At 52.9% G+C, this 12620-nt stretch carries 17 protein-coding genes and 1 pseudogene; 12 read left to right on the top strand and 6 right to left on the bottom strand.

Going from position 1 to position 12620, the window contains the following annotated elements; all coding sequences use genetic code 11:
- Window positions 1-34: 34 nt before the first annotated feature.
- The gene (locus QSJ10_RS04760) at window positions 35-277 is read left to right on the top strand and encodes a hypothetical protein (protein WP_033016256.1); all 243 of its coding nucleotides are present in this window, start codon (window positions 35-37) and stop codon (window positions 275-277) included.
- Window positions 278-342: 65 nt separating this feature from the next.
- On the opposite strand, the gene QSJ10_RS04765 is transcribed toward QSJ10_RS04760, so the two are convergent.
- Window positions 343-744: a DUF1885 family protein gene (locus tag QSJ10_RS04765; RefSeq protein ID WP_230847086.1), complete on the bottom strand. Its 402-nt coding sequence runs from the start codon at window positions 742-744 to the stop codon at window positions 343-345.
- A gap of 180 nt (window positions 745-924) precedes the next feature.
- Between QSJ10_RS04765 and QSJ10_RS04770 the strand changes: the two genes are divergently transcribed.
- On the top strand, window positions 925-1053 hold the full coding sequence (locus tag QSJ10_RS04770; protein ID WP_033016209.1) for a GapA-binding peptide SR1P: 129 nt from the start codon (window positions 925-927) through the stop codon (window positions 1051-1053).
- Between the two features lie 111 nt (window positions 1054-1164).
- Here the strand turns inward: QSJ10_RS04770 and QSJ10_RS04775 are convergent, their stop codons facing one another.
- Window positions 1165-2637 carry an aminotransferase class I/II-fold pyridoxal phosphate-dependent enzyme gene (locus QSJ10_RS04775; RefSeq protein ID WP_033016207.1) on the bottom strand — a complete coding sequence of 491 codons (1473 nt, stop codon included), beginning with the start codon at window positions 2635-2637 and terminating at the stop codon, window positions 1165-1167.
- A gap of 157 nt (window positions 2638-2794) precedes the next feature.
- On the opposite strand from QSJ10_RS04775, the pseudogene QSJ10_RS04780 reads away from it, so the two are divergent.
- From QSJ10_RS04780 to QSJ10_RS04795, 4 genes and pseudogenes are all read left to right on the top strand, one after another.
- Window positions 2795-3064: pseudogene (locus QSJ10_RS04780) on the top strand (nitronate monooxygenase); the annotation flags it as partial.
- A gap of 122 nt (window positions 3065-3186) precedes the next feature.
- Entirely contained in the window at window positions 3187-3495 is a 309-nt protein-coding gene (locus tag QSJ10_RS04785) for a UPF0223 family protein (protein WP_033008499.1), read from the top strand.
- Between the two features lie 114 nt (window positions 3496-3609).
- Window positions 3610-3798 carry a YkzI domain-containing protein gene (locus QSJ10_RS04790; protein ID WP_020959194.1) on the top strand — a complete coding sequence of 63 codons (189 nt, stop codon included), beginning with the start codon at window positions 3610-3612 and terminating at the stop codon, window positions 3796-3798.
- Between the two features lie 100 nt (window positions 3799-3898).
- Window positions 3899-4693 (top strand): inositol monophosphatase family protein, encoded by a 795-nt coding sequence (locus tag QSJ10_RS04795; RefSeq protein WP_033016203.1) that lies wholly within the window; start codon window positions 3899-3901, stop codon window positions 4691-4693.
- A 72-nt stretch (window positions 4694-4765) separates the two neighbouring features.
- Here the strand turns inward: QSJ10_RS04795 and QSJ10_RS04800 are convergent, their stop codons facing one another.
- On the bottom strand, window positions 4766-4939 hold the full coding sequence (locus QSJ10_RS04800; RefSeq protein WP_160315647.1) for a DUF5325 family protein: 174 nt from the start codon (window positions 4937-4939) through the stop codon (window positions 4766-4768).
- A gap of 155 nt (window positions 4940-5094) precedes the next feature.
- Between QSJ10_RS04800 and typA the strand changes: the two genes are divergently transcribed.
- The 3 genes from typA (at window position 5095) to QSJ10_RS04815 (ending at window position 7663) form a co-directional block, all read left to right on the top strand.
- A complete protein-coding gene (typA, locus tag QSJ10_RS04805) occupies window positions 5095-6939 on the top strand; it encodes a translational GTPase TypA (protein WP_033016200.1) in 1845 nt (614 codons plus the stop codon).
- Between the two features lie 134 nt (window positions 6940-7073).
- Window positions 7074-7382, top strand: coding sequence for a YlaH-like family protein (locus tag QSJ10_RS04810; RefSeq protein WP_033008502.1), 309 nt, complete (start codon window positions 7074-7076; stop codon window positions 7380-7382).
- A complete protein-coding gene (locus tag QSJ10_RS04815; RefSeq protein ID WP_033008503.1) occupies window positions 7379-7663 on the top strand; it encodes a hypothetical protein in 285 nt (94 codons plus the stop codon). The genes QSJ10_RS04810 and QSJ10_RS04815 overlap by 4 nt, the downstream gene beginning before the upstream one ends.
- A gap of 57 nt (window positions 7664-7720) precedes the next feature.
- Here the strand turns inward: QSJ10_RS04815 and QSJ10_RS04820 are convergent, their stop codons facing one another.
- Both QSJ10_RS04820 and QSJ10_RS04825 read right to left on the bottom strand, forming a co-directional pair.
- On the bottom strand, window positions 7721-7921 hold the full coding sequence (locus QSJ10_RS04820; RefSeq protein ID WP_033016199.1) for a YlaI family protein: 201 nt from the start codon (window positions 7919-7921) through the stop codon (window positions 7721-7723).
- Between the two features lie 215 nt (window positions 7922-8136).
- Complete coding sequence (locus QSJ10_RS04825) at window positions 8137-8733, bottom strand: YhcN/YlaJ family sporulation lipoprotein (RefSeq protein WP_033016198.1); 597 nt, start codon at window positions 8731-8733, stop codon at window positions 8137-8139.
- Between the two features lie 134 nt (window positions 8734-8867).
- Between QSJ10_RS04825 and QSJ10_RS04830 the strand changes: the two genes are divergently transcribed.
- Complete coding sequence (locus QSJ10_RS04830) at window positions 8868-10199, top strand: PhoH family protein (RefSeq protein ID WP_049624547.1); 1332 nt, start codon at window positions 8868-8870, stop codon at window positions 10197-10199.
- A 118-nt stretch (window positions 10200-10317) separates the two neighbouring features.
- Here QSJ10_RS04830 and QSJ10_RS04835 read toward each other — a convergent pair whose 3' ends face one another.
- Window positions 10318-10824, bottom strand: a complete 507-nt coding sequence (locus QSJ10_RS04835) for a hypothetical protein (RefSeq protein WP_049624548.1) — start codon at window positions 10822-10824, stop codon at window positions 10318-10320.
- 169 nt (window positions 10825-10993) lie between these two features.
- Here QSJ10_RS04835 and QSJ10_RS04840 point away from each other — a divergent pair, with 169 nt between their 5' ends.
- Entirely contained in the window at window positions 10994-11281 is a 288-nt protein-coding gene (locus tag QSJ10_RS04840) for an Fpa/YlaN family protein (protein WP_033008511.1), read from the top strand.
- 121 nt (window positions 11282-11402) lie between these two features.
- Entirely contained in the window at window positions 11403-12614 is a 1212-nt protein-coding gene (locus QSJ10_RS04845; protein ID WP_033016195.1) for an FtsW/RodA/SpoVE family cell cycle protein, read from the top strand.
- The last annotated feature ends 6 nt before the right edge of the window (window positions 12615-12620 follow it).

A 12620-nucleotide genomic window follows, 5' to 3' on the forward strand; every position in this document is an offset into this window, starting at 1 on the left:
TCGTTATGGTAAAGAAAAGCGGGAGATGGAAATGATGAAAGCGTATGTCGCCTTTTTGCTGCAAATGATGATTTGGAGCAGTTTTTCCTTGATCGAGTGGCTGTCGGGGCGGGACCGGCCGTTTTTCCGCGGCTTGATGTTGTGCGTCTTCATGTACATAGCGTTTTTACTGGCGCGCCAGCTCGGCTTGGCGACGCGCAAAGCGCTCCTTACAACAGCTGCCACGGCGGCGGTGTATTTTACCGGCCAGCATTTCATATGGCAATCTATTCCATGATCTGCCCCTTGGGTGCGGAAGCGGCGCGGTTCGGCGAACAAAAAACAGCGGTCCCATGCCGCTGTTTACACGCGGCCGAACGACATCGTCCGGCCGCTGAATAAACGCAGTTCGCCGCCAAGCGTTTTGGTCATCCATTTGCTGAATTCGTTTGCTTTTCTTTTGTCCCCGTGCGTTGCTCTCGGCGCCAATGCCAGCTCAATCCATGTTTCTTCTCCGGCTGTCCGCACGGCAATGGCCATCCCTTTGTATAAGCGGCCGTCGCCTTGCAAATAAAGAACGTGGTCGCGTTCATGCACCGTGTATGAAAAGGCTGCCTGCTCGTACGCCCATCCAAGCTGCTCCCCCGTTTTGCGCAGCGCGGCTCGGTAACGTTCGAGCAACTGTTTGATTTCCTCGATGCTGATCGATTTCCCCCCCCCGGCAGCTTTAGGCTTGCATTCAACGCCCTTCTCTCCTTTCGCCATCTTTTTGTCTCTCTCGTCTTCATTGTACCATGTTTTTTCGGACTGCGGTGAAAAAGTTTGGTGTCATAAAAGAGCCGTCATAATCCGAAATGTGACATACAAATTGAGATTTACAATCTAAATATGATATATTATTATAAAACCAACAACAACATTTATCATCATAAAGGGGTTTTGGGGATGGGCACGATCGTATGCCAAACGTGTGAAGCTACAATTGCGTATTTTGAAGATGAAAAAGTGACAACGCTTTACGGGAAATGCGATTGCTGCGGTCATGACCGCGAGGACGGAGAAGAAAAAGAATAAGGCGGGCAAACAAACGGGGGAAGGAACGGATAGGCGCGCATGTGGGGCAAAGCACATGCGCGCCGTTGATTTTGGCCCAAAAAAACAAGCCGGGAAAACCGACTTGTGCATTCAACGAATCGGCTTATATTCTTTGATGACGCGCAACGTCTGCAGCGTATCGTCCTCAGGGCCTTGCACCGGCAGGCCGGCGGCCAAGTTTGTCTCGATATACTTCAAATTTTCCTCCGTAATGATTTCACCGGGAATAAAAATCGGGATGCCTGGCGGATACACCATCACAAATTCCGCGATGATCCGTCCGGCTGACTCGTGAAACGGCACGACTTCTGTTTCTGCATAAAAGGCGTCGCGCGGCGTCAAGGCTAAGGCCGGGATATCCGGAAGCAGCACTTTCGGTTTGACTCCTTTTTCCGCCTGATGGCTGAACTCGTCCGACAGGCGGCGGAGGGCCGAAACGAGCAGCCCGGCTTCCCGCTCGCTGTCGCCTGGCGTGATGATGCACAAAATGTTATACAAATCCGAAAGCTCCACTTCGATGTTATACGTTTCGCGGAGCCATTGTTCGACATCATGGCCGGTCAAGCCGAGCTCCTTGACAGAGATAATCAGCTTCGTTGGATCGTAGTCGTACGTCGCTTCCGTGCCTAAAATTTCTTCACCGACGCAGTACAAATATGGAATTTCGTTGATTTGCCGCCGTGTCCATTCCGCGAGGCGGATCGCCTTGTCAATGAGCTCCCGCCCTTTCGTCGCCAGCTGTTTGCGGGCGACATCGAGCGAAGCGAGCAACAAATACGACGTCGACGTCGTCGTCAACATGCTTAAGATCGCTTGCACGTGCTTCGCGGAGACGAGCCCTTCGCGCACATTTAAAATCGAGCTTTGCGTCAGCGATCCGCCGAGCTTATGGACGCTTGTCGCCGCCATATCGGCCCCGGCTTGCATCGCGGAGAGCGGCAAGTCCTCATGAAAATGAATGTGCACTCCGTGCGCTTCGTCGACAAGCACCGGAACGTTGTACGAGTGGGCGATCTCGACGATTTTTTTCAAATCGCCGGCAATGCCAAAATACGTCGGGTTGATGACGAGCACCCCTTTGGCATCCGGGTGTTGGTGGAGCGCTTTTTCCACTGCCTGTGGCGTAATGCCGTGGGAAATACCGAGCTCCTTGTCAATTTCTGGATGGATGAAAATCGGCGTCGCCCCAGAAAAGACGATTGCAGACATGACCGATTTATGGACGTTGCGCGGCACAATAATTTTATCGCCCGGTCCGGCGACCGACATGACCATCGTCATGATCGCCCCGCTCGTCCCTTGCACTGAGAAAAACGTGTAATCGGCGCCGAACGCTTCGGCGGCGAGCTCCTGTGCACGTTTGATCATCCCTTTCGGATGATGCAAATCGTCGAGCGGACTGATGTTGATTAAATCGATCGCCAAGGCGTTTTCTCCGATGAAGGAGCGAAACTCCGGATCCATGCCGGCCCCTTTTTTATGGCCGGGGATGTGAAATTGAACCGGATTTTTTTTCATATGCTCCAACAGTCCGGTAAACAATGGTGTTTCGAGTTGTGACAATGGTTCCCCACACCTCTTTACCTTAAAAATAAAACAAATGCATTATAGCATTTATTTGTTCGTTTGCAAAGAAGAAAAGAATGTTGCACCAAAAAAGGAGAATGGCGATCAAAACAAGAAGTAAAAGAAGGATAACATCAAAAAGGGGAATGAATTGATGGAATGGAACACGAGAGTGACCGAGTTGCTCGGCATTACATATCCAATCATTCAAGGGGGATTAGCCTATCTGGCGTACGCCGACTTGGCCGCCGCCGTCTCCAACGCCGGCGGGCTCGGCCAAATTACGGCGATGTCGCTTGAAAGCCCGGAGCGCTTGCGCGAGGAAATCCGCAAAGTGAAAGAAAAGACGGACCGGCCGTTTGGAGTTAATTTTGCCATCGGCCAGCACGGCCGCCCGTTCGATCATATGCTTGAGGCTCGCTTGGGCCGGACAGGCGATTGGGCTCATTCACGACATTCCGTCGGTCGCTGAACTGTTTGCCCGCATGATCGGCGAGGCGGAACAAATTCGGCGCCGTTGGGCAAACTAACAGCGGAGGTGAAACAATGGGCTATTCGTACCCGTTTTCGTATGATTGGTCGACGCAAGAAATCATCGATGTCATTAAATTTTTTACGGCGGTCGAAACGGCGTATGAGCGGGGGATGAAACGCGAAGAATTAATGGAGATATACCGCCGTTTCAAAGAGATCGTCCCGTCCAAAAGCGAGGAAAACCGGTTGTACGCCGAGTTTGAAAAGGAAAGCGGCTATTCATCGTACGCGGTCATCAAGCAGGTGAAAGAGGCAAAAAACGGCGACTGGATTCACATCGGGCCAAGCGGGCGAAACGCGGTAGGTAAACGCACAAATTAGTTGCATACACCCCTTTTTCCACATAATATTAAAATATAAAACAAAACGAAGCAGTACATTCCGTGAGGGGCGCCGGAAGTTTAGCTGATGATCGAGAAAGGGGTGCGGACGAAGATGAAAAAAACCGCCAATTCGCTGAAACGGCCAGACGGAGACAAACGCATGGCGGTGTTGCGGCTCGAACTTGATTATGAATTGGCGACGCTGTATGAAGCCATGATGGAAAACGATGAAGAAAAGAAAAGAGAATGCAAACGGCGGCTTGAAAAGCTGCGCCAAGAACTGATGCGCCTTCAAGTATGACCATTTTTAAGGCGAACCATCTTTGCGGTTCGTTTTTTTCTTGAGCGGTGCCCACCCCTTTCCGGCTGCTGCGTACATAATAAAAGCGGGAGGAATAGACATGGAAGGAAAATGGGAAGAGATCGACCAGTATGCCCGGCAATGGATTGCAGAAGCGGGACAGCGCATCCGCGCCTCGTTTGCGGAGCCGCTGACTGTGGAAACGAAGGAAAACCGCAACGACTTGGTGACGAACGTCGACCGCGGCATTGAGCAGTTTTTCGCCGAGCACATCCGCCGCCAATTTCCCGGCCATCGCCTGTTGGGCGAAGAAGGGTTCGGCGATGAGCTGGCCGCATTGGACGGCGTTGTATGGGTCATTGACCCGATTGACGGAACGATGAACTTTGTCCATCAGCGGCGCCACTTTGCCGTGTCGGTCGGCATTTTCGAAGATGGCGTCGGCCAGCTTGGCTATGTGTATGACGTTGTCTTTGACGAGCTGTATACCGCGCAAAAAGGGAAGGGGCTGTTTTTGAACGGCGAGCCGCTCGGCCGCTTGCAGCCGGCACCGGTGGCGGAATCGATCATCGCCATTAATGGCACATGGCTCATGGAAAATAAACGTCTCGACCATCGTCCACTCGTGAGGCTGGCCAAAGATGCGCGCGGCACGCGTTCGTACGGGTCGGCGGCGCTCGAGCTCGCCTATGTCGCAGCCGGCCGCTTGGACGCCTACATTTCGCCGCGCCTGTCGCCGTGGGATTTTGCCGGCGGGATGATTTTAATTGAAGAGGCGGGCGGAATCATGACGAACCTCGACGGAAAGCCGATCGATCTGCTCAACCGCAGCTCTGTGCTTGCCGCCAAGCCGGGCGTGCATGAGGAAATTTTGTATCGCTACCTTCGGGGCTGACGAGAAGGAGGCTGCGGCAAGAAAAGGGGCTGATCCAAAATGCGAGTGCGTTTTCGGATCAGTCCCGTTTTTTTATTCGCGCATCCGCTTTTTGCGAACGAACCCGGCGCCCATAATGGTGATAAACGTGAGCGTCGAGACGGCGATGCCGGTTGCGCTTTGCCTAGCGATGAAAACGCCGATCGCCATGACGGCGGCGACAGCGAGGATGGCGAGTAGCAGCGGCACAGGTTCGATGCGTTTCATCCGCTTGACTCCTTTCTCGGAAAATGAGGCGTCTTTTTCTAGTGTACCGGAAAATACGGCTCTTCACCAAACGTTATGTTGCATCTATATATGCTTGATTTTCTATGTTTTGTGATATAATAGACGAGCAGCTTGTCTAACAGGAGTGACCAACATTGACCAAGAAACGAATGGATCTTCGCAATATTGCGATTATCGCCCACGTCGACCATGGAAAAACGACGCTCGTCGACCAACTGCTCCGGCAGTCGGGAACATTCCGCGAAAACGAACAAGTCGAGGAGCGGGCGCTTGATCGCAACGATTTGGAGCGTGAGCGCGGCATTACGATTTTAGCCAAAAATACTGCTGTGTTGTATAAAGGGACGCGCATCAACATTTTGGATACACCGGGGCACGCCGATTTCGGCGGGGAAGTGGAGCGGATCATGCGCCTTGTTGACGGCGTCTTGCTTGTCGTCGATGCGTACGAAGGCTGTATGCCGCAAACGCGGTTTGTGCTCAAAAAAGCGCTTGAGCAGCAGCTTGTGCCGATTGTCGTCGTCAACAAAATCGACCGCGAGTTTGCCCGTCCGGCGGAAGTCGTCGATGAAGTGATCGACTTGTTTATTGAACTCGGCGCTTCGGAGGAGCAGCTTGAGTTTCCGGTCGTGTACACATCGGCGCTGCGCGGAACATCAAGCCTTGACCCGGACCGGCAAGGCGGGGACATGACCGCCTTGTTTGAGACGATCATCGAGCATATTCCGGCGCCGGCGGACAATCGCGATGAACCGTTGCAATTCCAGGTGGCCCTGCTCGATTATAACGAATACGTGGGCCGCATCGGCATCGGGCGCATTTTCCGCGGCACGATGAAAACCGGCCAGCAAGTCGCCTTATTGAAGCGCGACGGCACCGTGAGACAGTTCCGCGTCACAAAGTTGTTCGGCTTTATTGGCTTAAAGCGGATCGAGATTGAAGAAGCCCACGCCGGCGACATCGTGGCTGTTGCGGGAATGGAAGACATTAACGTCGGCGAGACCGTTTGTCCGCCGGACCGCCAGGAACCGTTGCCGCCGCTTCATATTGATGAGCCGACGCTGAAAATGACCTTTCTTGTCAACAACAGCCCGTTTGCCGGGCGCGAAGGCAAATATGTGACGGCACGGAAGTTGGAAGAGCGGCTGCTCACCCAGCTTGAGACCGATGTCAGCCTGCGCGTCGAGCCGACCGATTCGCCGGATGCATGGATCGTTTCCGGACGCGGCGAGCTTCATTTAGCCATTCTAATTGAAAGCATGCGCCGAGAAGGGTATGAACTGCAAGTATCGAAGCCGGAAGTCATTGTCAAAGAGATCGATGGCGTTTTGTGCGAACCGATTGAACGAGTCGTGATCGACGTTCCGGAAGAGTATACCGGCGCCGTTATGGAATCGCTTGGCAGCCGCAAAGGCGAACTCGCCGATATGGTGCATGGAGACAACGGACAAGTGCGTCTCGTCTTTCTTGTGCCGTCGCGCGGGTTGATCGGCTATCGAAGCGAATTTATGTCGCTGACGCGTGGGTATGGCATTTTAAACCATTCATTTGACCATTACGCTCCCATGCAGCCTGGCGCGATCGGAGGCCGCCGCCAAGGGGTGCTCGTCTCGATGGAAACCGGCAAGGCGACAGCGTACAGCATTATGCAGCTTGAGGACCGCGGCACGATTTTTGTCGAGCCGGGCACAGAAGTGTACGAAGGAATGATCGTCGGCGAGCACAACCGGGAAAACGACCTTGTCGTCAACATTTGCCGCGAGAAGCATGTTACGAATGTGCGCTCATCGACGAAAGAGCAGACGGTGACGATGAAAAAGCCGCGCCTGCTGACGTTGGAAGAGGCGCTTGAGTATTTGAACGACGATGAATATTGCGAAGTGACGCCGGTTTCCATTCGTTTGCGCAAAAAAATCTTAAGCAAAAGCGAGCGCGAAAAAGCGGAGAAGAGAAAGAAAGCGGCGCAACAGGCAAAATAGAAGCGGCATGCCTTTGGCTAACCGGGAAAGCCCTGGATGCGCCGGCGTGTGCATGCTTCTGCCGCGCGGCGCTTGAGAGGAAACAAAACAAGGCTGCGTTTTGGCGGGCATTCGGGTGGACGGGAGGGAACAATATGAACGTGCTGGAACGGCTGACGTTTTTCGCCTCTCTTTATGACGTTGACGGCAATCCCGAGCGCGGCATGTGGCTGCTGTACGCCACGGTTTTGCTGCTGGCGGCGCTTGTTTACCGTCTCGGTTTTGCCCGCCGGCTGCCGCTGTTGAAAAGCGCCGTCATTTACGTCTTGCTGGCGCTCGGCTGCACAGTGTTAACGTTTTTCGCTGTTTTTTTGCCTGTGGCGGAAGGATTGGCGGTCGCCGCGCTCGTATTGCTCATTTATAAAATCCGCCTCAGGCAGGCGAAAGAGGGAGAAAAGCCATGAAATCGGTGCAAGACGCTCTTTACAACTGGCTGACAATCGAAATTGTCGCCGCCGCCCGCCCGCACGATGAGGCGGCGCGCGACACGGCGTCGTTTTTTCTGGCTATCTTGGAAAACAACTTCGGCGTGACGGCGGTGAAGGCCGCCAAAGACGAAGCGAGCGGGCGGTACGTTGTTGAATATAGGTGCGGCGGGGAAACAAAGACGGCTCATTTCCCTGTGGAGCTGGCGGAAGCGATATGGCGGCAGATCGAAGCCGAGCCTGAGAAGTACGGATCATAAAGAAAAAGAAGCAAAACCGGCACTGGAAAGCGGCCGCTTCTCAGTGCCGGTTTTTGGTTACCAATCCTCATCGGTGCGGTTGCCGCGATAGAAGCGGAATTTTCCTGTCGCCAGCCGCATCCGTGTTTTTTCCGCAATGCGGTCATGACATTGACGGCACATGTACGTATGGATCGGACGGTTGCGAAGCCGTTTGGCGAGCGGCGATTCATCGTCGATCGTGTCAATTTGTTCGCAAAGCACGCATTTGATTCTCATGGTTCACCTCAACAACTATATCAATGCACGTTGAAGCTTTAACGTTTTTTATTTTTCGACTGGCGGGCGGCCGAACAACACCGCCTTCTAGACAAATTGATTTGTCCGGAAGGCGGCTCGTTGTTCGGTTCTCTGTCACGCTAAAGCTTCTCCGGCTGTCATTAAGATCGAAAATGCCCCTCCCGATCCATTATACCACAGCGCAGCAGAATCGTTTAGCGGTTTAAGTGGTGGTTGGACTGCTTTTCTTGATGTTCGTTCAACTGCCGTTCCTCTTGGTTGTTCAACTGCCCGTCGTTTTCTTCGGTCGGATTTGGCGTCGTTTCAAACAGGTCGCTTGGCACTTCCGGCATCACCCGTCCAACGATGTCGGCGATTTCGTTCATGAATGCCTGCACAGGCCGCCCCTCATCAATTTGCCGGCCGATGTTGCGCACGCGCGTGTAAAGGTCCGGATCGGCGATAATAATTGCGTTGGCGCCGTACGGGTCTTTTTGTAGCGCTTCTGCAACGGAATATTTGATCGTGCCGACGCGTGAGGCGTCGACATTGGCGCCGACGTCAATGCCGACGATGGCGTACTTGCCCACAACGATCGCGGTAGCATCGTGAACGTTCGGCACACGGTTCGCGATCTCCGCAATCCGGCGGGCGATCTCCTGGCCCGATTTATTTTCTACCTGCTCATCAACCGTATTTCTGACGCGCACAAGCGAACGGTCCCCATCGTTTGCTTCATTGCTGTTTCCAACATTGCATCCGCCTAAAAGAAGAAGGGAGAAGGCGGCCAGCCATCCGAGTGTTTTCTTCATCTTTGTCCACCTCTGCTTTTTTGACTTTATTTTGCAAAAATCCTTCTATCTTTATACATTTTTTCATATGCTATACCACAGCCATTCCCATCCGGTATACAAGGCGGAAAACGGACGCTAGGGGGAAGCGGAATTTGGGAAAGAAAATCTATGTGCTTGATACAAACGTCCTCTTGCAAGACCCGTATTCAATTTTTTCGTTCGAGGACAACGAGGTCGTCATTCCGGCTGTCGTCCTGGAGGAAGTGGATTCGAAAAAGCGGTATATGGATGAGGTCGGGAGAAACGCCCGCCAGGTGTCGAAGCTGATCGACCGCCTGCGCGAGAACGGCAAGCTGCACGAGAAAATTCCGCTTGAAAACGGAGGGGTGCTGCGCATTGAACTGAACCACCGTTCATTCCATCAGCTTCAGGAAATTTTTGTCGAAAAAACGAACGACAACCGCATTTTGGCGGTGGCGAAAAACTTATCGCTTGAGGAACAAGCGAAAGAGGACGGACGTTCGGTCATTTTGGTGAGCAAAGATGCGCTCGTGCGCGTGAAAGCGGATGCCATCGGGCTGCAGGCCGAAGACTTCTTAAGCGACCGCGTCGTTGACATCGACCATATTTACACCGGGTTTTTGGAACTGTACATAGGGAGAGATCACCTGCAACGGTTTTATGATAAAGGGGAGCTCGTGTTGGCCGATATCGCTGATCACCCGTTTTACCCGAATCAGTTTATTATTATGAAAGACGCATTCGGCAGTTCCGCTTCGGCGATTGGCATCGTCGACCAAAACGGCAAAAAGGTGAAGAAGCTGATTTTTCATCATGAGCATATATGGGGCATTCGCCCGCGCAACGTGCAGCAAACGATGGCGTTTGAGCTGCTTATGCGCGACGATATTCCGCTCGTGACGTTAATCGGCAAGGCTGGAACCGGGAAAACGCTGCTCGCGCTTGCTGCCGGGCTCATGCAGACTGAAGACTTGCGCACGTACAAAAAGCTGCTTGTCGCGCGCCCGATCGTGCCGATGGGGAAAGACCTCGGCTTTTTGCCCGGGGAAAAGGAAGAAAAGCTGCGCCCGTGGATGCAGCCGATTTTTGACAACCTTGAGTATTTGTTCAACACGAAAAAGCCGGGGGAATTGGACGCCATTTTAGCCGGCATGAGCTCGATTGAAGTCGAGGCGCTCACCTACATTCGCGGCCGCAGCCTGCCGGAGCAGTTCATCATTATTGATGAGGCGCAAAACTTGACAAAGCATGAAGTGAAGACGATTTTGACGCGTGTCGGCGAAAAAAGCAAAATCATTTTAATGGGCGATCCGGAACAGATCGACCATCCATATTTGGATGAATACAACAACGGCTTGACGTATGTGGTCGAGAAATTCAAAGACCAAAAAATCGCCGGTCATATCCGCCTTGTCAAAGGAGAGCGTTCCGAGCTCGCCCAGCTCGCTGCCGACTTGCTTTAGCCCTCGTCTTCCAACCGGCCGCTTGGGAGGCTGCCAATCCTGCGTCACGCGAACGAACAGGAATGGCGGCCCCTCACGGCCGACCGAAAACCGGACGTCCTCTTGACGGAGCGTCTGGTCAGCGGACGATGAGCTGGCGCACATGGGTAATCGGCGCTTCGCGGTTCGAGCCGTCGCCGAAATAAATGTGCACCGGACCGTCATCGCGCAGCGGCTTTCCGTTTTTAGAAAAAGCAAAAATCAAATCGTGTGCTTTGTCGAGCGGGATCACCGTTTCCCCGCTTTCCGTCACGACGACAAGTTCAGAAGCGTCTTCGTGCGGTTCAGCGTTTTGCAAAAACGGAGCAAACGGCATGCCGAACGAACCGGTGATGATTTTCTCCTTCAAAAAACGCCGCTCGGTTTTCAATGTGGGCGGAAAGACGGCCCCCTCCTGAATTTCCCGGTCCCAAAACACCGACCGCTTTTTGATTTCTTCTTCCTCTTGCCCTGCCCCGGCTTGATCCGGTTTCGGATGCGAAAAATACGTGTCCAAATCGACTTTTCGGTCATCGAAAATCCAGACGCCAGGGTCGAGCGTAATCGTAAAGTTGACCTTTCCCGTCAGCATGATAATATCGCTCATCAAGACACCCTCTCCTCTGCATGTTGCCGCTGTTTTTAGTTTAGTATAATAATAAATAAAGCGTTTGTCATGTTCCAAGCCGGATTGATGTCAATGGTTTCAACTTGCAAAATGGCTTGTTTCACGTTAAGATTTAAAGAAGGATAGGGGAGAGAACGGAGGGATCGATGTGACGGACGAATCGATGGGCTATCGCGAAAAGGCGTACGCGCTGCTGCAAGCCGATGCGGAAAAAATTATTCAGCTCATCCGCGTGCAAATGGATCATTTGACGATGCCGCAATGTCCGCTCTATGAGGAAGTGTTGGACACGCAAATGTTCGGCTTGTCGCGGGAAATCGACTTTGCGGTGCGCCTCGGGCTTGTGGAGGCCAAAGACGGAAAGGCGCTCCTTGACCGGCTTGAGCGCGAGCTTTCCGCGTTGCATGAAGCAGTGACAAAAAAGCGCGTACGATAACGATACATGGCAACTCAAACGATTGGCCTGCCGTCGTTTGAGTTTTTCTGTTTTTGGGCAGGAAATCGGCGCGCTGCTGCGAATGATTTATGTACATACGTGCAAACAGGGAAGAGGGACGATGGATCGACAATTATGGAAGAAAGTGTTGAAATGTTACGATTATCCGCTCATGGCCGCGGTCATTATGCTGTCGTTGTTCGGCCTGATTATGGTGTACAGCGCGAGCATGGTGACGGCCGTCATCCGTTTTGAGGTGCCGAGCGACTATTTTTATGAGCGGCAAAAGCATTGGCTCATCGCCGCGCTCGCTGCCTTTGCCATGATGGCTATTATTCCGTATAAAGTGTGGCGAAAAGAACGATTCGTGAAATTCGTTTTCTTCGCTTCCCCGCTGATGCTGATCGCGGTTGCGTTCCTTGGCCATACGGCCAACAATGCGACAAGCTGGTTTCGCGTTGGGGCGCTTTCCATCCAGCCGGCGGAGCTGGCCAAGCTCGGCCTGATTTTGTACTTGTCGGCGGCGTTTGCCAACAAGCGGAAACGGCTGGCTGAGCCGGTGAAAAGCAATTTATTCCCCATTTACTATACGCTGTTTATTTGTGCGTTGATCGCCATTCAGCCGGACTTCGGCACGGCGTTTATCGTTTTTGTTATCGCGGTGTGCATCATTCTTTCGTCTGGACTGCGCCTTACGTTGCTTTTCAAGCAGCTGCTCTTTTTCGCTTTGATCGCCGTGATGCTGTCGCCGCTTTGGCTTCCGTTCATGGGCAAAAAGATTTTTTCGAGAGAACGGTTGTCGCGCCTTTACAGTTTTTTGGATCCGTTTCAATATGCGGATACGGACGGCTATCAGCTCGTCAATTCGTATTTGGCGATCGGGATCGGCGGGCTGAAAGGGCTTGGGCTCGGAAAAGGCATCCAAAAGTACGGCTATTTGCCGGAGTCGCACACCGACTTTATTATGGCCGTCATTGCCGAAGAGCTCGGTTTGTTCGGCGTCATGTTCACGCTTGGGCTATTGGCGTTTATCGTGCTGCGCGGATTGTGGATCGCCCGCCGCTCGACTGATGCGTTCGGCAGCTTGCTCGCCATCGGCATTTCCGTCATGATCGGCTTCCAGACGTTTATTAACGTCGGCGGAGTCGTCGGGCTCATTCCCATCACCGGGGTGCCGCTGCCGCTCGTCAGCTACGGGGGGACATCGCTCGTCCTGATAATGGCCTCGCTCGGCTTACTGGTGAACATTTCGATGTTTACGAAGTATGAACAGCGATACAAAAAAAGCGAAAAACAAGCCGTGAACGCGTCAAAAAAAGGTCTGACTTTCTAGAAAGTG

Origin of the sequence: Geobacillus stearothermophilus ATCC 12980, from assembly GCF_030369615.1 — a bacterium.
Classification (GTDB): Bacteria; Bacillota; Bacilli; order Bacillales; family Anoxybacillaceae; genus Geobacillus; species Geobacillus stearothermophilus.